The organism is Dellaglioa sp. CoH-56-MRSF-12, from assembly GCF_056782075.1.
In genome coordinates, this window is record NZ_JBXAYD010000007.1 from 15,708 (window position 1) to 34,950 (window position 19,243).

Below are 19,243 nucleotides of genomic sequence, written 5' to 3' on the forward strand. Positions count from 1 at the left end.
GCAAGCGTTTTTACCTTATTTTCATGAAAATAATTTTTATATTATGAAAATTTCAATTTTTAATTGTTATGAAAATTTCAATATTTAATTGTTATGTCTTACTTATGCTATAATACAGTATACTATTGTAAAGGGAGAGATTTCATGTCACATATTGCATCTTTACAACAATGGCTTGCCAATAATGGTACTGACATTGCTTATATCAACGATCCAATGAGTATTCAATATTTTACCGGTTTTGAAAGTGATCCTATTGAGCGCGTTTTAGCTCTCTTTGTATTTCCTGATCAAGACCCATTTTTATTCACACCCGCTCTTGAAGTCGAAGCTGCCAAAGATACCGGCTGGAAATATCCCGTTTATGGTTATCTTGATCACGAAGATGCTTTCGCAATCATACAAAGTGAAATAAATAAACGTAAAAATTCACCAAAGAAATGGGCTATTGAAAAAGGCAGCCTAACAGTTGAAAGATATGATGCTATTAGTCGTATCTTCCCAAGTGCTGAATTTGTAGCTGATGCAACAAGCTTTATCGAAACACTTAAAGTAATTAAAACACCAGACGAAATTGAAAAATTAAAAATTGCTGGAAAATGGGCAGATGTTGCTTTTGAAGTTGGCTTTAACGCTCTTCAAGAAGGCAGAACTGAACAAGATGTTGTTGCAGAAATTGAATATGCAATGATGAAAAAAGGAATCATGCATATGAGCTTTGACACTATTGTTCAAAGTGGAAAAAATGCCGCTGAACCTCATGGATTTGCAAAAAAGGATCTTATCCAATCAAATGCTTTAACATTATTTGATTTAGGTGTTATCTCAGATGGTTATATTTCAGATGCTAGTCGTACTGTAGCATTCGGTAAACCAAATGAAAAAGCATTAGAAATTCACAAAGTTTGTCTTGAAGCGCAATTAAAAGCGCAATCTGCTGCTAAACCAGGTATGATTGCGGAAGATTTAGATAAAATTGCTCGTGATGTCATCGTCAAGGCTGGTTATGGTGACTACTTTATTCATCGCCTTGGTCATGGTATGGGACAAAGTGAACATGAATTCCCTTCAATTATGGAAGGAAATAAAATGGAACTTAAACCAGGTATGTGTTTCTCAATAGAACCTGGTATTTACATTCCAGGCGTTGCTGGCGTTCGTATTGAAGACTGCATTTATCTAACTGAAAACGGTAATGAACCATTTACAGTTACACCAAAAACATTAAAAACAATTGAACTACACTAATAAAAATAAAAACCCCTAAAGTTAGAAAACTTTAGGGGTTTTTATTTTTAAATATTCCATAAACTACGAGTCTTAACTAAAATAATAGGTAACCATATGCTACTCCTTTTCGAACAACATGTGGTTACCTATTATTTTAAAGTTAATTAATTCAAATAGTTCGCATTAAAAATTGTGGTACTCATTTTACTTTTATTTTTCGCCTGTCCATCCATCTGGATAAATTGTTTCAGCTTTGCCTTCTGCAGCATCAGCATCTTTAGCTTCGCCAAAAGCACTCTTGCTATCAACATAGATGTCTTCTTCAGCTAAGTCTGAAAACTCATCTGTTAAATCAGTCATTTGTTCAAATATATCGTCTGATTCCATAGCTAATTTGTTTTTCAAATCGTTCTTTGCATTAATTAATGCATCTTTAGCATTAACATACGCATCCTGGCTCATTAATAATTCACTTTTTTCAGAAAATTTATCACTTAGATTATTTTTCATTTCATCAAAATCAACCATTTTATCTTTTAAATCAATACTAGCGTCTTCAGCGTAAGCCTTATACTCTAACACGCGATCACGTACATCTAAAGCTTTTTCTTCCAAATGTTCTTTAATATCTTGTTTCGTTTTTTCAGAAATTAATTTAGAAGCTGTATACGCGGCAACCCCACCTGTAACTACCAATCCTAATAAAAATTTTTTTGACATAACAAACCCCTCCTTGTTTTAAACTTTTCTATTTTTATAAAAACTAAATGCCTTTTTACCAACATTAATGAAAGCTGAAGAATCTTTAGCCCTCTTTGACGTCGCTGAAACGTGTGTCATTAATCCTCGACTTGCATCATTCAAATCAGACACACTTTCACTCAAATCAGCAACAGCCTGAAATAAAGGATCAATTGTTGCTACTTTACCATTTACATCGTCTAATAAAATATTTGATTTTACGAGTATATTCTCAACTTCATTTGATAAGCCATCAACATCGCTGGTAATAGATGAAATACTTTTATTCACTTCTCCGAGTGTTCTCATCATTCTCATAAGAACGAAAATAATGAATAGGACTAAGACCGCGAAAGCAACAGCGGCAATTAATCCTGCAATTTGTCCACCTGTCATAATAATTCCTCCTATTTACTTACGTACATTAATTCAAAATCTACTTATAGGATAGCATTCGAACCTAAAAACTGCAATTGATAACATACGACAGTTTTGTATTTAAATTACACATTAGCCCACATGTTTGCTATGATGATATCAATAAATTAATTTAGGGGTGATCGCCATTTTAAACAATCTTTTTTTAGAGCATTTCACAAAGGACAATTTACTTTTAGGGACATTACTAAAAACCGTTACAAAACAAAGTACTTTCCTTTCACGTTACATAGCTCATATCGATTGGGATGCCATTATTAGTAACCTAGTTGAACTAGTTTTTTCTCTTGTTTTCTTTTCTTTTCTATTTATCCTTATAAATTGGATTGGAAAAAAAATCATTCGTCGGACATTTAATCAATATCGAGGATCCGATAGATATTCAACAAATAGAGTTGAAACAATCAATTCACTAACATCAAATATTTTTCACTATATTATGTTATTTTTTTATCTTTACGCTATTCTGTCGGTGCTCGGTGTTCCCGTTGGTACCTTAATTGCAGGTGCCGGAATCTTAAGTGTTGCTTTAGGTCTTGGCGCACAAGGATTCGTAACTGATGTCGTCACTGGATTCTTTATTCTTTTAGAACAACAATTCGATGTTGGAGATATCGTTAGAATTGATTCAATTGAGGGTCCTATCGTGGCTGTCGGCCTACGTACGACTCAAATTGAAGACTATGATGGTATTTTGCATTTTGTCCCAAATAGAAATATCACAATTGTCAGTAATTTATCTCGCAATAATATGCGAGCAGTTATCGATATCCGAATTGATGTCACTGACGATGTGGATAAAATCACCCATATTGTACAGAACGTTAATGAAAAGTTAGTCCCACTTCATCCCGAAATTAAAGATGGACCAAATATTTTAGGTCTAGTTGATCTTGGCAAAGGAAATTTGGTCTTTAGAGTCGTTGTGTTCACTTTAAATGGTGAACAGGCATCTACTCAACGGACATTTCTTGCCGGTTATCTAACGGCTTTAAATGATGCTCAAATACATGTCTTAAACTCACCTATCTCACTTAACTAAAAAATGACTCAATTATGAAATCATAATTGAGTCATTTTTTAGTTTCTTATTTGTTGATCTCTATCTGTCAAAAAATGGACCATTGCAAGAACACCTGCATCAATTGCAGCTTCTTTAGGCGCCAAAAATTCAGAATGTAGCGAGTAAGGACTATCTACACCCAACCAAAACATTGTTCCAGGTATTTTAGACAATAAAAATCCAAAATCTTCTCCCGTCATTGCAGGTTGTGTTTCAACAAATGAAACTTCTGGATCGTTTTTCATAAATCGAATAAAGTTTTCAGTCCTGCTATCATCATTTTCAACAGGTAGATAACCACCTTGAATGAGGTTTAATTCTACTTCGCAATCGTACATTAATGCGATACCCTCACAAATTGTTTTAACACGTTTTTGAATCAATAAATTCATTTCTTGTGTTAACGCACGAATTGTTCCATTAATCTGTGCTTCACCAGCAATAACATTACCAGTCGTTCCAGCAGTAAATTGACCCAACGTAACAACTCCAGATTGTATTGGATCGACATTTCGACTGATAATCGTTTGTAATTGCGTGACCAACTGTGCACCAGCAACTACCATGTCATTAGCCTGATGTGGGTATGCAGCATGTCCACTTTTTCCGGCTAGGTGTGCATGAATTTCACACGTACCTGCGAACAAAGTGCCTAATCGAGTTCCAATTGTTCCAGCAGGTAATTGTGGATTATCATGGAATGCATAAATTTCATCAGGCATCCACTCATCTAATAATCCACTCTCATAGAGTCGCTTACCACCACTGGCATTTTCTTCTGCTGGTTGAAAGATAAAAGTCATATTTACTGTTGGTTGATTTTCAGAAAAGTAATTTAGAATTCCGAGCGCAACCGTCATATGAATATCATGCCCACAAGCATGCATTCTACCTTCATTCCGTGATGAAAATGGCAGTCCTGTCTTTTCAGTAACAGGTAGTCCGTCAATATCAGTCCGATATCCAATTGTATACCCGCCAATAGAACCAACTACTCGAACTAAAATACCAGTTTCAACTGTTTTAATTACTATAAAACTTTGATTAAATTTTGAAATTAAGTTCAGTAGATAGGCTTGAGTTTCAAATTCTTCTAATCCAATTTCCGGAATTTGGTGTAAGTCCCGTCTGATTTTAATTAGTTCTTCAGTTGTTAAACTCATTTCTATCTGTTCCCTCGTTTCAATTTATTTCTAGATATTACGTAACTCTGCTAAAATTTCTGTTTTATCTTTTGTTTTATCATCGATATCTTTAACTTTTTTTGCGGGCATCCCTACGACTACCGTATAAGGTGCAACATCTTTAGTAACAACAGCTCCAGCACCAACAACGGCACCTTTACCAACACGAACGCCTTCAAGCACGACAACATTTCCACCAATTAAAACGTCATCTTCAATAATAACAGGTGTTGCTGAAGGTGGTTCGACAACCCCAGCAAGTACTGTTCCAGCACCAATATGACAATTATCTCCAACAATTGCACGACCACCTAAAACAGCACCCATATCAATCATTGTTCCCTTACCAATTTCAGCACCAATATTAATGATAGCGCCCATCATGATAACAGCGTTATCGCCAATTAAAACTTGATCGCGAATAACTGCACCTGGTTCAATACGTGCATTAATCTTTTTTAAATCTAATAACGGAACAGCTGAATTACGAGTTTCATTTTCAATATGAGAACTTACAATTTTTGAATTTTCATTTAGGAAAGGTTCAATATCTGCCCAATCACCAAATAAAACGCCAGCTTTATCATTTAAGTAGTCTTCTATCGTATCTGGTACATCGATTTCAACTAAATCCCCTTTAATATATACCTTAACGGGTGTTTTCTTTTTTGAAGTGCTAATAAAATTAATAATTTCGTGTGCATCTAAATTTGCCATCATCATTCTCCTAATATTTCATATTATTTATTTTCTTTCTTTAGTTTCAATATCTTGAACTATATACTCTTTTTCAAATTCATGAGCAATATGATTCATACTTTTCATAAGCTCACGACGTGTCACGATACCTGTAAAACTGCCCTCAGAAGAAACAACTGATAAAAAGGGATGGTCCACAAGTAAGTGCAAAACATTCTCAATATCGTAAGGATCTTGAATAGTGGGAATATCAGTTTCCATAACATCTTTAACACGAACTTCGTGTAATCGGCTGACATCCAATTCATCTAATCCTAACATTGTCTCAGTAATCATAGACAAGGATAACAATCCTTTAAACTTATAATCATTATCTAAAACGGGAATTTTAGCATAATGAACTTTTGTTAAAACCAATAGTGCGTGATCCAGGAAGTTATTTTCTTGTACATTAGCAACAATTTCAGCTGGAATTAAAAAGTGTTCCTGGTTTTCGGATAACATTTTTTCAATAGACTTAGCTATCATTCAATAGGTCCTCCTTCCAAACTTTTAGAACAACTCCTATTTTATAATAAATTGAACGCAGACACTAATTTTTTTTAAAAATCGAGCCAATTATTAATAAATATTTACATTTGTTCGCAATATTGGTAACATAATAAATATTGCGAACAAAAATAGGAGGATACAATGGATTATACATTAACAACAAGATTAGCTGCAGAATTTATTGGTACAGCAATTATGGTTATTTTAGGTAATGGTTCGGTGGCCAATGTCGAACTTGGGCATACAAAAGGACATGGTAGTGATTGGGCTTTAATCGCCTTCGGTTATGGATTCGGTGTTATGATTCCCGCCTTAATCTTTGGTAGTATTTCAGCAAATCATATTAATCCAGCTTTCACTTTAGGATTAGCTTTTTCTGGTTTGTTCCCATGGGGTGAAGTACTTCCCTACATGACAGTACAATTTTTAGGTGCATTCGTTGGACAAGCTATTGTTGTTGCAGCCTACAAACCTTACTATGATCAAACAACTGATCCTGAACGTATTTTAGGTACTTTCTCAACTATTGATGCCGCTCAAAGTAAATTAAATGGTTTTATTAATGAATTTGTTGGTACTTTCATTTTGATATTTGGCGCCATTGGTATTACAAAAGCACCATTTTTCTCCGATAACCTCGGAACAGCTCATCTCGGATTAGGTTTCTTAGTCCTTGTATTAGTTGCATCATTGGGTGGCGCAACTGGCCCAGCCCTAAACCCAGCTCGTGATCTTGCTCCACGTTTACTACATCAACTATTACCTCTTAAAAATAAAGGTAACTCACAATGGGATTATAGTTGGGTCCCAGTCGTTGCACCAATTGCAGCCGGCATTTGTGCCGTTTTCCTATACAAATCACTTTTTATGCTAGCTTAAATTTTAAAAACCTCTAAACGATAAAATTCGTTTAGAGGTTTTTTTTCGCTATTTACGTTTAAACTCGCAAGTTAATTCTGGTATTAATTTATGCTGTCTAGTGAAATATGAGACGTGAACATTTTTTTCGTTTGCTTCTACTATCGCATATGTTCCACCAATCCCTTGATACATCCCTCTAGGAAGACTAATGCTCCCAGGATTTAAAATTAATACGCCATCGTCAGTCATCTCACATCCTAATTCATGAGTATGTCCAAAAAATACGAATTTAGCATGATTAGCCTTAGCTTTTAATTCAAGTGTGAACAGTCCTGTTTTAACGTTAGTCAGATGCCCGTGAGAGAGATAGATAGTTTCCCCGCTCACAATTTCAACTAATTCTTCTGGAAAATTCATATCAAAATCCATGTTTCCTAGGACACCATCAAATTTATTAAAAAGCGGATCATTTGCTTCTAATTCTGAATCGCCACAATGAAAAAATACATCAACTTGATTTTTATTATGTACTAAAATAGATTCTAATATATCACGATCTCCATGACTATCACTCACAACTAAGCACTTCATCTTATTTTTCCCACCAATCATTAAAATTTGACATTAACTTGACGGTTGCACGACCGCGATGACTAATTTTATTTTTTTCTACTTCAGTCAGTTCAGCCATAGACTTATATAATTCAGGTACATAAAAAAGTGAGTCATAACCAAATCCGTTATCTCCACGTGGTATACCCAAAATTTCTCCAGCCACTTCACCGTCTACAACTAGTGACTCGTTACCAGGTTTTGCAAAAACTAACGTTGTATGGAAATTTGCAGTCCTTTTGTCTTTCGGCACGTCAGTCATTTCATGTAATAATTTCGCATTATTCGCAGCGTCATTATGGTCCTCAGCAAAACGAGCAGAAAATATACCTGGTCGACCATCTAAGGCGTCCACCATTAAACCAGAATCATCTGCTAAAACAGGTAATTGTGTTAATTGTGAAATTGTTTCTGCCTTTAATCTTGCATTCTCTTCAAATGTTTTCCCAGTTTCTTCAACATCTGGTAATTCAGGATAGTCCAACAACGTAGTAACTTTAAATCCTAGTGGATTAAAAAAACGTTTAAATTCAGTCGCTTTTCCTTCATTTTTAGTTGCAATTAAAATCACATCTTTTTGATTCTCAATATGTTCATTTTGAATTAAAATGGTTTTCTTCTGCGAATTACCCATTAATTCTGATAATCCTGACATTGCTCCACCTAAAAGTTGCGTTAATTTGTCACCAAGTAAATCAGCATTAGATTTTTCAAAATTCAATTGTAAAAAAGCCCCTGATTCATTTTGAACAATTAATAAATGACTATCGGCTGTTTCCTCTTCTTCACTTGTTAAATCAGCAAATAACTCATCATGAATGAAACCAACATTAATCGCTGAAAATGGTTTTAATTTTTGACCGTTACTCTTTAACAATAAATTTTGAATTGCTACATAACTCGCATTAATAACTGTTGCAATAATATCCCCATCAGCTTGCATGATTTGTACTTGTAAATTAAATCCAGTATCTTTTAATGTTTCTGCCAAGGCCGTCTTAAGCGATGATAAAATCAATTCAATTTTGACATTGCTTTGAGCACTCAACCACTGATTAACGTCTACTTTCAATTCACCAATGTTATCTGTTTCGTTAACTAAAATTGTTACCTTAGTCAAGCCCAACTGGTATTCAATCGCACTATCGACTTCCTTAAGACTTAATTTTGTAATTGAGACTGGTCTAACTTCTAAATTATCTCGATTCTCATTTTTACGCATGTTAGTCTCCCTGTCCTAAATGAATTGTTTTAGAATTTATATTTTCTAATCCTAACCAACCTGATGCAATTTCGTTAAAATCATTCGCATCACCCGTCGTAAAAAATTCATGTTCAATTTTTGCTTCACTTTTAGCCGCAATATTAAAATAATCTAAGATAGTTGAAACATCGTTAACTGTTTCAGCTCCTGAATCAATCAACGTTACTTTATCACCAACCGCATTTTGAATAAAAGGTCTGAGTAATGGATAGTGAGTACAGCCCATGACTAGTGTATCAATGTTTTTATCATCAAAAAAAGCTAACGTTTCATTAACAACTCGTTCAGCGATTTCTGATTCGTATTGATCACTCTCGACAATTGGGACGAACTTTGGACAAGGTAAGCTCGTCACAAATAAATTAGGATTTTTTTCATGTAACGTATTACTATATGCGCTACTTTTAATCGTACCTTCCGTCCCAATAACGCCTACTCTTTGGTTTTTAGATGACTTAATTGCCGCTCTACTTCCTGGTTTTATAACACCAATCACTGGGATTGCTAATTTTTCTCGTAAATCATCCAAGGCAGCAGCCGTTGCTGTATTACAAGCAATCACTAACATTTTTATCCCTTTACTTAACAAAAAAGATGTCATATCCCAAGTGAATTCTAAAACTTGTTCTGAGGGCCGAGGTCCATATGGCATTCTAGCTGTATCACCTAAATAGTATATTTTTTCGTTTGGTAATTGTTTAAGTGCTTCTTTTACAACTGTTAATCCACCAACACCTGAATCAATAAATCCAATTGCTTGATTATTCATTTTCTAACCTCTTTTTCGATTACTTATCAATCTTAATTATGACTTGTCTTTACTCAAAATTCAAGTCTAGTCATTTAACATTAATTTATGAAAAATCAATATCATCTAATCTTAAATAACGGTATAATACTTGTATATTATATATCCAGAGGGAGATCCATATGAAACCAAATTTGATTGAAAATTTATTATCAGCTGACAACAATGATACATTCGCATATGAACTTATTCGCGATAGTTTAATACCAGAAGTAATTGGTACGGATACAACAATTTTATACTGGGTTGGTAAAAAAATGGCCCGTAATGCTAACCTCGCTAATATTGCAGACCTTATTACCTTTTTTGAAAAGGCAAATTGGGGTACTCTTGAAGTGGTTAAAGAAAAAAAAGACAAGCAAACTTGGTTACTATCTGGTAATATTGTTACCTTCAGACAGAATCAGATTAAGTCTGCTGATTTTAACCTAGAAGCTGGGTTTATTGCTGAAACTATCCAAATTCAAAGTGGTTTCACATCAGAAACAATAATTGAAAATCAAAATAATAAATCCGGTGTTTCAATTATTGTTCAAACTGATTTAAAAGATCCTAATATGACAGAACCAACTGACCAATTTCACTTCAAAGTACCAACTGAAACTGAATAATTATCGAATAGATAATTAAAAAGAGCTGACTTTAAAAGTCAGCTCTTTTTAATTACTAAATATATTGTGCTAAAACTTCTTTAACCTGATCTTTTGAATGATAACCGACGATTGTATCAACAACTTCGCCATCTTTTTTAATCATTAAAGTTGGAATACTCATGATACCAAAAGATTGTGCTGTTGCTGGATTTTGATCAATATCCATTTTAGAAAATTTTACTTTATCGCCCATTTCTTGTTCTAAATCTTCAATAGCTGGCGATTGCATACGACAAGGACCACACCATGTTGCCCAAAAATCTGTCAATGTTACACCTGAATCTGTTACTTTTTCAAATTCTTTATCTGTAATTGCTTGTACCATTTGAATTCCCCCTTTTATTATTTATGTGACCATCATATCAAAGAAAATAATACCACGCCACATTTTTGCTTACAAAAAGTAAACGTTACTTGAATTCTACGATAGTTGCGCCATTTCCACCAGCATTGGGTGCTGCAAATTCAAATGACTTAACATGACGATTTGATTTCAAATAATCTGTTATTCCAGTTCTTAAGGCTCCAGTCCCTTTACCATGAACAATAGTAACAGAAGCATATCCAGCAAGTAAAACAGAATCAATATACTGATCAACTTGGCTCATTGCATCATCATAGCGCTGTCCACGAAGATCAAGCGATGTTGAAACGCTTGTTGAAGCCGCATTTTTAAAAATGGTTCTATCCTTTTTATCATTCTCGATATGAACTTTTTGAAGGTCGTTTTCATTAATTTTCATTTTTAGAATACCAAGTTGAACTTCCCACTCTGTCTTACTCATTTTTTTAACTAAAACACCTTGTTGACCATAAGTTTTAACTAAGACATCGTCGTTCACATGGAATTCTTGTTTATTTTTAGCTCGTTGTAGGACCTTATTTTTCTTCAAAGCATTTGTTGGTTGATGCATTTGTGATAATTGTGATTTTGCATCAATTAATTCATGTTCTTTAACAGCTTGTCCTTGAAGCATCTGCATTTGGCGAATTTCTTTTATTATTTTATCTGCATTTATTTCTGCTTCTGCCACGATTTCATTAGCTTTTCCCTTAGCCTTATCCGTCATTGACTCTCTTTGCGCAACAAACTCGGCATACTGTTTAGCTAGGTCATCATGTAATTTCGTTGAATCTTCTAGTTGTGCTTTTAATGCCAGTGTCTCATCTTCTGCCTTTTTTCGCTTACTCATTAAGTCAGAAATCATTTCATTCAAATCTTGGCTATCTTGATTGGTCAAGTTTTGCGCTTGATCAACAACATTTGACGCTAACCCAATTTTACGAGAAATATCAAACGCATTACTACGACCAGGTATTCCAATTAATAATCGATAAGTTGGTTGTAACGTTTCACTATCAAATTCCATACTAGCATTAATTGTTCCAGCACGATTAAACCCATACGCTTTTAATTCGGGATAATGTGTTGTAGCAACTGTATAACTACCTTTTTCTCCAACAGCATCAAGAATTGCAATCGCCAAAGCTGCACCTTCTTGTGGATCCGTTCCAGCTCCTAATTCATCAAATAAAACTAATGAATGTTCGTTAATATTAGCTAAAATAGAAACGATATTAGTCATATGAGCAGAAAATGTACTTAAGCTCTGTTCAATCGATTGTTCATCCCCAATATCTGCAAAGATATCTTCAAAAATACCAATACGACTACCTTCATTTGTTGGAATATTTAAACCTGATTGTCCCATCATCTGAATTAAGCCTAATGTTTTTAACGTAATTGTTTTACCACCGGTATTAGGTCCCGTAACAACAATTGCTTGATAATCTTTTCCTAACATAATATCGTTAGCAACTACTTTTTTACTATCCAATAAAGGATGACGTGCTTGTCTTAAAAAAATGTCATTTTCAACACTAATTGCTGGTTCAGTTGCTTTAATTGAGCTTGCATATTGTGCCTTTGCATTAACAAAATCGAAATGTCCTAAAATATAAGCATTTTCTAAAATTTCTGCTGTAAAAGGTGCAACTAATTCAGATAACTCTGCCAAAATACGACGTTCTTCATCTGCTTGAGCAAGTTGCTGTTCGCGTAAATGATTATTCATCTCGACAATTGCTTGCGGTTCAATAAATAAGGTCTGTCCTGTTGCACTTTGGTCATGAACAGCGCCACCAAATTGACCACGATATTCTGCCTTAACAGGGATAACGTAACGTTCATTTCTAATTGTAATTAATGTTTCACTTAAATATTTAGCACTTTTACCACGCGTAAATTCTTGTAGTTTAGCTCTAATGGCACTTTCCGAGCGTAAAATATTTTGTCGAATATTATGCAATACTGGTGAAGCCTCATCAGTAATGTGACCATCATTTTCAATTGACTGATTCAACCTACGATTAATTTCAGGTAGATTTTCAAGCTTTTCTATCCATTCAAATAATCTCGTTAATTCAATTTCAGAATCTGCTAAATCTTTAAAAAATAATTTAACCTCATTAGTCGTTCGTAGTACACGACCAACAGCAGATAGCTCTTTACCATTCAAAGAAGCTCCCATATCTAACCGTTTCATATGTGGCTTAACGTTGACTAATTGTGGTAAAGGAATGCCACCGCGGAGTCGCAATATCTTCACAGCATCTTGTGTTTCGTCTAAATCCTTTTGGATTTTTTCGAGATTAGTCATCGGCTCTAATGCCTTAACTTCTTCTTGTCCAGATTCAGTAGATATAAATGTTTGAATTTGTTGTTTAACTTTTTGATATTCTAATGTCTTTAATCCTTTTTCGTTCATACTTTAATTCTCCTAACATTTAATCTGTAGATGATGTATTTGTAATGAACATCTTTTTAGCTATTGTTGGCGTATCTGTTAGTATTTTTTGAGCAACCGTCGATTCTAAAACAGCTTCATTAACTTTTTGATTAGGCCAAGCCGACAAAATAATTAACCCAATAAAAATAAAAACAAACATCAGTATAACCGATAGAACCCCACCAATTAGTGAATTCACCTGATGAATAACTGGTAATTTTGTAACAGAATTTATTACTCTAATAATACCTCTAATGAGTATACCGCCAACCACAAATAAAGCCGCAAATACAATCATCGAATAAAAGTTAGTCTGAAGATGGTTCGTAATAGATGTCTTATCAGTTTCCATAATTTTAGGGAAACGTTCTCCCAACCAAATAGTAACAGGATTTGTTAAAACTTTAGCAAATAAATAGATAGCGATAAATCCTACAATTCTCAAAAGCGTTAATACTAATCCTTTTCTATAACCGTTAAAAAATGACACAATTAATAAAAAGATAACAATTAAAGAAACTGTCATAATATTACTCCTTTACTTGTGTTTCACCATTAATTTCATTTAATTTTTCTTGTAATTTAATTTGATCTGAAACTGCGTTGATAGCTACTAATATCGCTACTTGTTCATCATCTATTTCAGGTAGCATGTCCTTCACTGATTGAAATTCATTTTTCACCAATGTTGCTACGGCGTCCATGTGTGTGTCTGATTCTGATCCAATAATTGTATACACTTTTTTACCGATTTTAGTCTTATATCTATTCTTTTGATTTTCCAATGAACACCCTCCTTACATTTAATCATTTAAAAATAATTTTACCACGAATTGATCAAAAGAGATATGTGTATCATAGTCCATAATATATAATTTAAAACAAAATAAAAAAGTTAAACCAATTTGGCTCAACTTTTTAAATAATCTTCTATTGCATACTTTCATCTGAAAGGAAGGTATTCAATACTTCTTCTACCATATCCCATTCATCATCGTCTTCGATTGGTTCTAAATCACTTTCAGTTGCTTCACCATTCTCATTAGGACTAAATGAGTAAGCTTGAATTTCAACCTCTTCATCAGCTTCTGAGCCAAGTGGATAAAGCATAATATATGATTTATTGTAATCATCAGATTCAAAGGTAAACAGAACTTCAAAAAGTGTTTCATTACCGTTATCATCTACTAATGTAATCTGTTGGTTTTCTTCTTCATTATTCATATTGTGACCTCACTTTATTCTTTAGTTAATTTGCCTTTACCATCTAAATAATTCTGTAAAATTAGGCTTGCAGCAAGTTTATCAATAACTTTTTTTCTTTTTTTTCTTGATGTATCGGCCTGTTCAACAAGCATACGTTCTGCCTCAACAGTTGTCAACCGTTCATCTTGAAAATCAATTGGCAAGCCAAAAGTTTCAACTAATAACTCGCCGTACTTTTGCGCAGCTTCAGCACGAGGGCCTAATGAGTTGTTCATATTTTTGGGTAAGCCGAGTACAAAGCCAGTTACTTCATACTCTGTAACCAATTCTTTGACACGTTCAATACCAAAGTCACTTCTGTCTTCATTAATACGAATAATTTCAACGCCTTGGGCAGTCCATCCTAATAAATCGCTCATTGAAACGCCGACCGTTCTTGAACCAATATCCAAGCCCATTAATCTCATTTAATTTCCTACTTTTCTTCTGTATTTAAGTAATTTTTAACTAACTCTTCAACAATTTCATCGCGTTCATATTTTCTAATTAAATTACGTGCGTCATTAAATCTAGGAATATAAGCAGGATCGCCCGATAACAAATAGCCAACAATCTGGTTAATAGGGTTGTACCCTTTTTCTTCTAATGATTGGTAAACAGTTACCAATGTATCGTGGACATCTTTTTTATTATTTTCGTCAAAATTAAAGAACATTGTTTTATCTAATGAACTCATAACGTGGCACCCCCATCAATTTATTAACCTAGCTCTATTCTACTAAAAAAAGGACCATTCGACAATCAAAACAAGCTGATGTAATCAAGCCGTAATATAATAAAGAGTATTTATCTATTTATTATTAGATAAATACTCCTTTAATTATTATTTGGTTTGATTATTTAACCAATTTGCTGCTTCTTTGATTGCATCAGCTAAACCTGCTGGATTTTTACCACCTGCTTGAGCTAAGTCTGGTCGGCCACCGCCACCACCGCCAACAAGTGGCGCAATCGTCTTAATTAAATCGCCCGCTTTTAATCCTGATTTAATGCCATCAGCACTAACTGCCGTAATTAAATTAACTTTACCGTCATCACTTGTTGTTCCAATAGCCAAAACATCTGATAATTCTTGGGTTTTCCATTGGTCAGCCAATTGACGTAATTGAGACATCCCTGAAACTGAAACTTTTGCTGCAATTAACGTTTTACCATTAATTTCTTGTTTATTTTTGAAAACATCCCCAGCTTGTTGGCTAGCAATTTTATCTTCAAATGCTTGAATTTGTTGTTCACTTACTTTTAATGCACTTTGTAATTGTTCAATTTTATTTGAAACTTCTACGACTTTATTTACTTTTACTTGTTGTGCTACTGTTTCTAAGAGTTCGTTACGTCCGTTTAAGAAATCAAAAGCTTCTTTAGAAGTTACTGCTTCAATACGACGAACGCCGGCACCAACACCTGATTCAGAAATAATTTTAAATAAGCCGATTTCACTCGTATTTGAAACGTGCGTACCACCACAGAATTCAATTGAATAATCGCCAATTTTCACAACCCGCACAATTTTTCCATATTTTTCTGAGAATAAAGCAATGGCACCCATATTTTTAGCAGAATCAATATCTGTTTCAACAGTTTCAACAGCTAACTCAGCCCAAATCTTATCGTTAACAATCTTTTCAACTTGTTTTAACTGTTTCTCTGAAACGGAACCAATATTTGTAAAATCAAACCGTAGATAAGTGGGTTCGACTAATGACCCAGCTTGATGTGTATGTTCGCCCAGAACATCTCGCAATGCTTGATCAAGTAAATGTGTCGCCGTATGATTTTTTTCAACTTTTTTATGGAAATCTTGATTAATTTCTAGTGTCACTAATTGGTCTTTTTTCATTGCTGCAAGAACTTTAATGGCGTGTAAATTTTGTCCATTAGGTGCATGTTGAACTTCTTCAACTTCAGCAATAACATTGCCTTCTGTATCTTTGATAGTTCCTTTATCAGCAACTTGTCCACCCATTTCAGCGTAAAATGGTGTTTTTGAAAAAATAACTTGAGCGTTATCACCTGGTTTTATGTTATCTACTAACTCGTTATCCACAATTAAATCAACCACTTTGGCGTCATCCACATTAGCTTGTGTATAACCAACATATTCACTAATTGTTTTAATATCTGTTAACATCCCATTTTGAACACCCATTGATTTAGCATTACTACGTGCAGCACGAGCACGATCCTTCTGCTGTTGCATTTCAGCGTTAAACCCTACTTGATCTACAGATAATCCTTCATCTTCGGCATATTCTTTCGTTAATTCAAATGGAAAACCATAAGTATCGTACAATTTAAAGACACCAGCACCAGTTAGCTCTACTTTATTTTCTTTTTTAGTCGTTAAAATAAGATTATTTAATAACTGTAATCCATCTTTTAATGTTTCATTAAATCGTTCTTCTTCAGAACGAACAATTTTAGAAATATACTCTGATTGTTCTAAAACTTCCGGATAATAATCCTTCATAATATTACCAACAACAGGTACAAGTTGCGTTAAAAATGATCCTTCTATCCCTAATTTTTGTCCATGCATCACTGCACGACGAATTAATCGACGAATAACATAGCCACGTCCTTCATTAGAAGGTAAAGCGCCATCACCAATGGCAAATGAAATTGCACGCGCATGATCTGCAATAACCTTAAATGAAATATCATCTTGGGCATTATCATCATATTTTTTATTATTACTCATTTTTTCAGTTGCATCAATTAAGGGTAAGAATAAATCTGTTTCAAAATTAGTTTTTGCATTTTGGAAAATCGAAACAACACGTTCTAAACCCATCCCCGTATCAATATTTTGATGAGGTAGTGGTTCATAGTTATTTTCAGGTGTGTGATTAAATTCAGAGAACACGATATTCCAAACTTCTAGATAACGTTCATTTTCGCCACCAGGATAATTTTCGTCATCATCCTCAGCTAAGTTATTAAAACTTTGTCCACGATCATAAAAAATTTCTGTATCAGGTCCACTAGGTCCTTGTCCAATATCCCAAAAGTTATCTTCTACTTCTACTAGATGATCCTTTGGTAACTTAACTTCTTCTAACCAGATACGTTTTGCTTCCAAATCTTTTGGGTAAACAGTAACGTATAGTTTTTCAGCATCAAATGCGAACCATTTTTCACTTGTTAATAATTCCCAAGCCCAATTAATTGCTTCTGGTTTAAAATAATCCCCAATTGAGAAATTACCCAACATTTCGAATAACGTATGATGACGTGCTGTCTTACCAACATTCTCGATATCATTCGTACGAATACTTTTTTGGGCATTCGTAATTCTAGGATTTTCTGGTACAACTGATCCATCAAAATATTTTTTTAAAGTTGCAACACCGGAATTAATCCACAGTAATGTGGGATCATCCACAGGTAGTAATGAGGCACTAGGTTCAATTGTATGGCCTTTTTCTTTAAAGAAATCTAAATACATTTGGCGTATTTCAGTACTTGTCATTTTTTTCATAAGTGTGACTTCCCTTCTATTTTTAAGCAAAAAACACCGCTGCGAGTAAGGACGCTTATAGCGCGGTACCACCTTACTTGCAACGATGTTTTAGTCGTTTACCTCTTAAACTCGATAACGTTGAGTGGACGTCATTCTATTAATACTTAACACAAGGCAGCTTTTTTAAATAATCATTTCTCTCAGCAAATGAAATGTTTCTGTTAGGCTATTTAAATTTATCCCTGTTTCTAATAAAAATTATATTGAAATCGACTCAAATTGTCAAATTAAGCTTACGACTCTTTACGATTTTGTTTTCTGTTAACGCGACGATCCATTTGATCTTTACGTTTAATTGCTTTTTGAATCTTTTTCTTATATCCAGGTTTACGTTTTTTCTTCTCTTTTTTAACCATTCCTTTGATTACTGGAGCTAAAGGATCTTTGGTTTGTTTACGATTTTCACGGCGATTACGATCATAAGAATCAACGATTTCACCTTTTTTAATATCTTTAGGTGCAAATTTAATCCCCATTGCTTCTAACTCAGCAATTTTATTTTCTTCATTTGGTTCATATAACGTCATCGCAATACCACTCAAACCGTTACGACCAGTACGTCCAACACGATGAATGAAGAATTCTAAATCATTTGGAATATCATCATTGATGACATGTGAAACACCCTCAATATCAATTCCACGCGCTGCCAAATCAGTTGCGACAACATATTGAAAATCTAAATTTTGAACTTCTTTCATGACACGTTTTCGTTCACGAGCTGGCACATCACCATGAATTTTAGCAACTTTTAAATTCTTACCACGTAAATACTCAACAATTTCATCAACACGTGTTTTTGTATTTGCAAAAATAAGTGCGATATATGGTTGTCCCATCGTAATTAATTGATAAATAACTTCATTACGATCATGACCCTTCGTTGGAATAATCCAGTTTTCAATCGTATCACTAATAACTGATTTAGCTGCAATTTCTTCAACTACTGGGTTCTTCATGTATTTCTTTAAAAATGGTTGTAATTTTTGTGGAATAGTTGCTGAAAACACCATCATTTGAAGATCAGAAGGTAATGCAGATGCAATTTGATCAGTTTCTTTCAAAAACCCTAAATCAAGTGTCATATCTGCTTCATCTACAACTAAAGTTGATGCATTATGAATATCTAAAGCGTTACTGCTCATTAAATCAGCAATACGTCCAGGTGTCCCAATGACAATTTGTGGTTGTCTTCTACTTAATTTATCGATTTGACGCTGTTTATCTGTCCCACCAACATAATTTTGAATATGAATAGGTTCGGGACTAAATTCTGCCAATTGCTTAGCAGCTTCATAAATTTGGTAAGCAAGTTCACGACTTGGTGTCGTAATAACTGCTTGAACCGTATTATTTGAAGGATCAAGTTGATTAAAGATTGGTAATAGGAAAGTATGTGTTTTACCACTACCCGTTTGTGATTGACCTACAACGCTTTTACCCTTTAAAACAACTGGTATTAAGCGTTGTTGAACTTCTGTTGGTACATTAAAATGAATTGCTTCAATCGCTTTTAAAAGATACGATTTCAATCCAAAATTTTTAAAATTTTCTGGCATT

21 protein-coding genes are annotated in these 19,243 nt (G+C 34.0%); 4 read left to right on the forward strand and 17 right to left on the reverse strand.

Annotated features, from left to right (window positions below; all coding sequences use genetic code 11):
- Positions 1-144: 144 nt before the first annotated feature.
- Entirely contained in the window at positions 145-1,248 is a 1,104-nt protein-coding gene (locus AC1RPY_RS07120) for a M24 family metallopeptidase (protein WP_481761823.1), read from the forward strand.
- 192 nt (positions 1,249-1,440) lie between these two features.
- Here the strand turns inward: AC1RPY_RS07120 and AC1RPY_RS07125 are convergent, their stop codons facing one another.
- Together AC1RPY_RS07125 and AC1RPY_RS07130 are read right to left on the reverse strand one after the other, a co-directional pair.
- Positions 1,441-1,950, reverse strand: a complete 510-nt coding sequence (locus AC1RPY_RS07125; RefSeq protein ID WP_409022765.1) for a hypothetical protein — start codon at positions 1,948-1,950, stop codon at positions 1,441-1,443.
- A gap of 18 nt (positions 1,951-1,968) precedes the next feature.
- Positions 1,969-2,367 carry a DUF948 domain-containing protein gene (locus AC1RPY_RS07130; RefSeq protein ID WP_481761824.1) on the reverse strand — a complete coding sequence of 133 codons (399 nt, stop codon included), beginning with the start codon at positions 2,365-2,367 and terminating at the stop codon, positions 1,969-1,971.
- 163 nt (positions 2,368-2,530) lie between these two features.
- On the opposite strand from AC1RPY_RS07130, the gene AC1RPY_RS07135 reads away from it, so the two are divergent.
- The gene (locus AC1RPY_RS07135) at positions 2,531-3,451 is read left to right on the forward strand and encodes a mechanosensitive ion channel family protein (RefSeq protein ID WP_481761862.1); all 921 of its coding nucleotides are present in this window, start codon (positions 2,531-2,533) and stop codon (positions 3,449-3,451) included.
- A 38-nt stretch (positions 3,452-3,489) separates the two neighbouring features.
- Here the strand turns inward: AC1RPY_RS07135 and AC1RPY_RS07140 are convergent, their stop codons facing one another.
- Genes AC1RPY_RS07140 through cbpB form a run of 3 tightly spaced genes read right to left on the reverse strand, consistent with a single transcriptional unit; the run spans position 3,490 to position 5,883 of the window.
- Positions 3,490-4,635 (reverse strand): N-acetyldiaminopimelate deacetylase, encoded by a 1,146-nt coding sequence (locus AC1RPY_RS07140; RefSeq protein WP_481761825.1) that lies wholly within the window; start codon positions 4,633-4,635, stop codon positions 3,490-3,492.
- Between the two features lie 30 nt (positions 4,636-4,665).
- Positions 4,666-5,373, reverse strand: coding sequence for a 2,3,4,5-tetrahydropyridine-2,6-dicarboxylate N-acetyltransferase (dapD, locus tag AC1RPY_RS07145; protein ID WP_481761826.1), 708 nt, complete (start codon positions 5,371-5,373; stop codon positions 4,666-4,668).
- A 27-nt stretch (positions 5,374-5,400) separates the two neighbouring features.
- Positions 5,401-5,883, reverse strand: coding sequence for a cyclic-di-AMP-binding protein CbpB (cbpB, locus tag AC1RPY_RS07150; protein ID WP_481761827.1), 483 nt, complete (start codon positions 5,881-5,883; stop codon positions 5,401-5,403).
- A 165-nt stretch (positions 5,884-6,048) separates the two neighbouring features.
- On the opposite strand from cbpB, the gene AC1RPY_RS07155 reads away from it, so the two are divergent.
- Positions 6,049-6,786: an MIP/aquaporin family protein gene (locus AC1RPY_RS07155; RefSeq protein ID WP_409022771.1), complete on the forward strand. Its 738-nt coding sequence runs from the start codon at positions 6,049-6,051 to the stop codon at positions 6,784-6,786.
- A gap of 48 nt (positions 6,787-6,834) precedes the next feature.
- Here AC1RPY_RS07155 and AC1RPY_RS07160 read toward each other — a convergent pair whose 3' ends face one another.
- From AC1RPY_RS07160 to racE, 3 genes are read right to left on the reverse strand one after another with little or no spacing between them, the layout of a single operon-like run.
- Entirely contained in the window at positions 6,835-7,359 is a 525-nt protein-coding gene (locus AC1RPY_RS07160) for a YfcE family phosphodiesterase (protein WP_481762414.1), read from the reverse strand.
- Between the two features lies 1 nt (position 7,360).
- Positions 7,361-8,602, reverse strand: a complete 1,242-nt coding sequence (locus tag AC1RPY_RS07165; RefSeq protein WP_481761829.1) for an XTP/dITP diphosphatase — start codon at positions 8,600-8,602, stop codon at positions 7,361-7,363.
- Between the two features lies 1 nt (position 8,603).
- Complete coding sequence (gene racE, locus AC1RPY_RS07170) at positions 8,604-9,413, reverse strand: glutamate racemase (protein WP_481761830.1); 810 nt, start codon at positions 9,411-9,413, stop codon at positions 8,604-8,606.
- A gap of 161 nt (positions 9,414-9,574) precedes the next feature.
- Between racE and AC1RPY_RS07175 the strand changes: the two genes are divergently transcribed.
- Positions 9,575-10,063 (forward strand): YslB family protein, encoded by a 489-nt coding sequence (locus tag AC1RPY_RS07175; protein ID WP_481761831.1) that lies wholly within the window; start codon positions 9,575-9,577, stop codon positions 10,061-10,063.
- A gap of 55 nt (positions 10,064-10,118) precedes the next feature.
- On the opposite strand, the gene trxA is transcribed toward AC1RPY_RS07175, so the two are convergent.
- From trxA to AC1RPY_RS07220, 9 genes are all read right to left on the reverse strand, one after another.
- Positions 10,119-10,430 carry a thioredoxin gene (gene trxA, locus AC1RPY_RS07180; protein ID WP_409022776.1) on the reverse strand — a complete coding sequence of 104 codons (312 nt, stop codon included), beginning with the start codon at positions 10,428-10,430 and terminating at the stop codon, positions 10,119-10,121.
- An 85-nt stretch (positions 10,431-10,515) separates the two neighbouring features.
- Positions 10,516-12,873, reverse strand: coding sequence for an endonuclease MutS2 (locus AC1RPY_RS07185; RefSeq protein ID WP_481761832.1), 2,358 nt, complete (start codon positions 12,871-12,873; stop codon positions 10,516-10,518).
- Between the two features lie 19 nt (positions 12,874-12,892).
- Positions 12,893-13,420 (reverse strand): CvpA family protein, encoded by a 528-nt coding sequence (locus tag AC1RPY_RS07190; protein ID WP_481761833.1) that lies wholly within the window; start codon positions 13,418-13,420, stop codon positions 12,893-12,895.
- 4 nt (positions 13,421-13,424) lie between these two features.
- A complete protein-coding gene (gene zapA / locus AC1RPY_RS07195) occupies positions 13,425-13,679 on the reverse strand; it encodes a cell division protein ZapA (protein WP_481761834.1) in 255 nt (84 codons plus the stop codon).
- A 145-nt stretch (positions 13,680-13,824) separates the two neighbouring features.
- Positions 13,825-14,118, reverse strand: coding sequence for a DUF1292 domain-containing protein (locus AC1RPY_RS07200; RefSeq protein WP_409022780.1), 294 nt, complete (start codon positions 14,116-14,118; stop codon positions 13,825-13,827).
- 14 nt (positions 14,119-14,132) lie between these two features.
- Positions 14,133-14,567 carry a Holliday junction resolvase RuvX gene (gene ruvX, locus AC1RPY_RS07205; RefSeq protein WP_409021430.1) on the reverse strand — a complete coding sequence of 145 codons (435 nt, stop codon included), beginning with the start codon at positions 14,565-14,567 and terminating at the stop codon, positions 14,133-14,135.
- 8 nt (positions 14,568-14,575) lie between these two features.
- A complete protein-coding gene (locus tag AC1RPY_RS07210) occupies positions 14,576-14,836 on the reverse strand; it encodes an IreB family regulatory phosphoprotein (protein ID WP_481761835.1) in 261 nt (86 codons plus the stop codon).
- A 147-nt stretch (positions 14,837-14,983) separates the two neighbouring features.
- On the reverse strand, positions 14,984-17,641 hold the full coding sequence (gene alaS / locus AC1RPY_RS07215) for an alanine--tRNA ligase (RefSeq protein WP_481761836.1): 2,658 nt from the start codon (positions 17,639-17,641) through the stop codon (positions 14,984-14,986).
- 275 nt (positions 17,642-17,916) lie between these two features.
- Positions 17,917-19,242: a DEAD/DEAH box helicase gene (locus AC1RPY_RS07220; RefSeq protein WP_409021433.1), complete on the reverse strand. Its 1,326-nt coding sequence runs from the start codon at positions 19,240-19,242 to the stop codon at positions 17,917-17,919.
- Position 19,243 lies beyond the last annotated feature (1 nt).

Excerpts from the sequence above, each read along its gene's own strand:
- AC1RPY_RS07120 (WP_481761823.1), top strand. The coding sequence starts at position 145 with ATGTCACATATTGCATCTTTACAACAATGGCTTGCCAATAATGGTACT.
- AC1RPY_RS07125 (WP_409022765.1), bottom strand. The coding sequence starts at position 1,950 with ATGTCAAAAAAATTTTTATTAGGATTGGTAGTTACAGGTGGGGTTGCC.
- AC1RPY_RS07130 (WP_481761824.1), bottom strand. The coding sequence starts at position 2,367 with ATGACAGGTGGACAAATTGCAGGATTAATTGCCGCTGTTGCTTTCGCG.
- AC1RPY_RS07140 (WP_481761825.1), bottom strand. The coding sequence starts at position 4,635 with ATGAGTTTAACAACTGAAGAACTAATTAAAATCAGACGGGACTTACAC.
- dapD (WP_481761826.1), bottom strand. The coding sequence starts at position 5,373 with ATGGCAAATTTAGATGCACACGAAATTATTAATTTTATTAGCACTTCA.
- cbpB (WP_481761827.1), bottom strand. The coding sequence starts at position 5,883 with ATGATAGCTAAGTCTATTGAAAAAATGTTATCCGAAAACCAGGAACAC.
- AC1RPY_RS07155 (WP_409022771.1), top strand. The coding sequence starts at position 6,049 with ATGGATTATACATTAACAACAAGATTAGCTGCAGAATTTATTGGTACA.
- AC1RPY_RS07160 (WP_481762414.1), bottom strand. The coding sequence starts at position 7,359 with ATGAAGTGCTTAGTTGTGAGTGATAGTCATGGAGATCGTGATATATTA.
- AC1RPY_RS07165 (WP_481761829.1), bottom strand. The coding sequence starts at position 8,602 with ATGCGTAAAAATGAGAATCGAGATAATTTAGAAGTTAGACCAGTCTCA.
- racE (WP_481761830.1), bottom strand. The coding sequence starts at position 9,413 with ATGAATAATCAAGCAATTGGATTTATTGATTCAGGTGTTGGTGGATTA.
- AC1RPY_RS07175 (WP_481761831.1), top strand. The coding sequence starts at position 9,575 with ATGAAACCAAATTTGATTGAAAATTTATTATCAGCTGACAACAATGAT.
- trxA (WP_409022776.1), bottom strand. The coding sequence starts at position 10,430 with ATGGTACAAGCAATTACAGATAAAGAATTTGAAAAAGTAACAGATTCA.
- AC1RPY_RS07185 (WP_481761832.1), bottom strand. The coding sequence starts at position 12,873 with ATGAACGAAAAAGGATTAAAGACATTAGAATATCAAAAAGTTAAACAA.
- AC1RPY_RS07190 (WP_481761833.1), bottom strand. The coding sequence starts at position 13,420 with ATGACAGTTTCTTTAATTGTTATCTTTTTATTAATTGTGTCATTTTTT.
- AC1RPY_RS07200 (WP_409022780.1), bottom strand. The coding sequence starts at position 14,118 with ATGAATAATGAAGAAGAAAACCAACAGATTACATTAGTAGATGATAAC.
- ruvX (WP_409021430.1), bottom strand. The coding sequence starts at position 14,567 with ATGAGATTAATGGGCTTGGATATTGGTTCAAGAACGGTCGGCGTTTCA.
- AC1RPY_RS07210 (WP_481761835.1), bottom strand. The coding sequence starts at position 14,836 with ATGAGTTCATTAGATAAAACAATGTTCTTTAATTTTGACGAAAATAAT.
- alaS (WP_481761836.1), bottom strand. The coding sequence starts at position 17,641 with ATGAAAAAAATGACAAGTACTGAAATACGCCAAATGTATTTAGATTTC.
- AC1RPY_RS07220 (WP_409021433.1), bottom strand. The coding sequence starts at position 19,242 with ATGCCAGAAAATTTTAAAAATTTTGGATTGAAATCGTATCTTTTAAAA.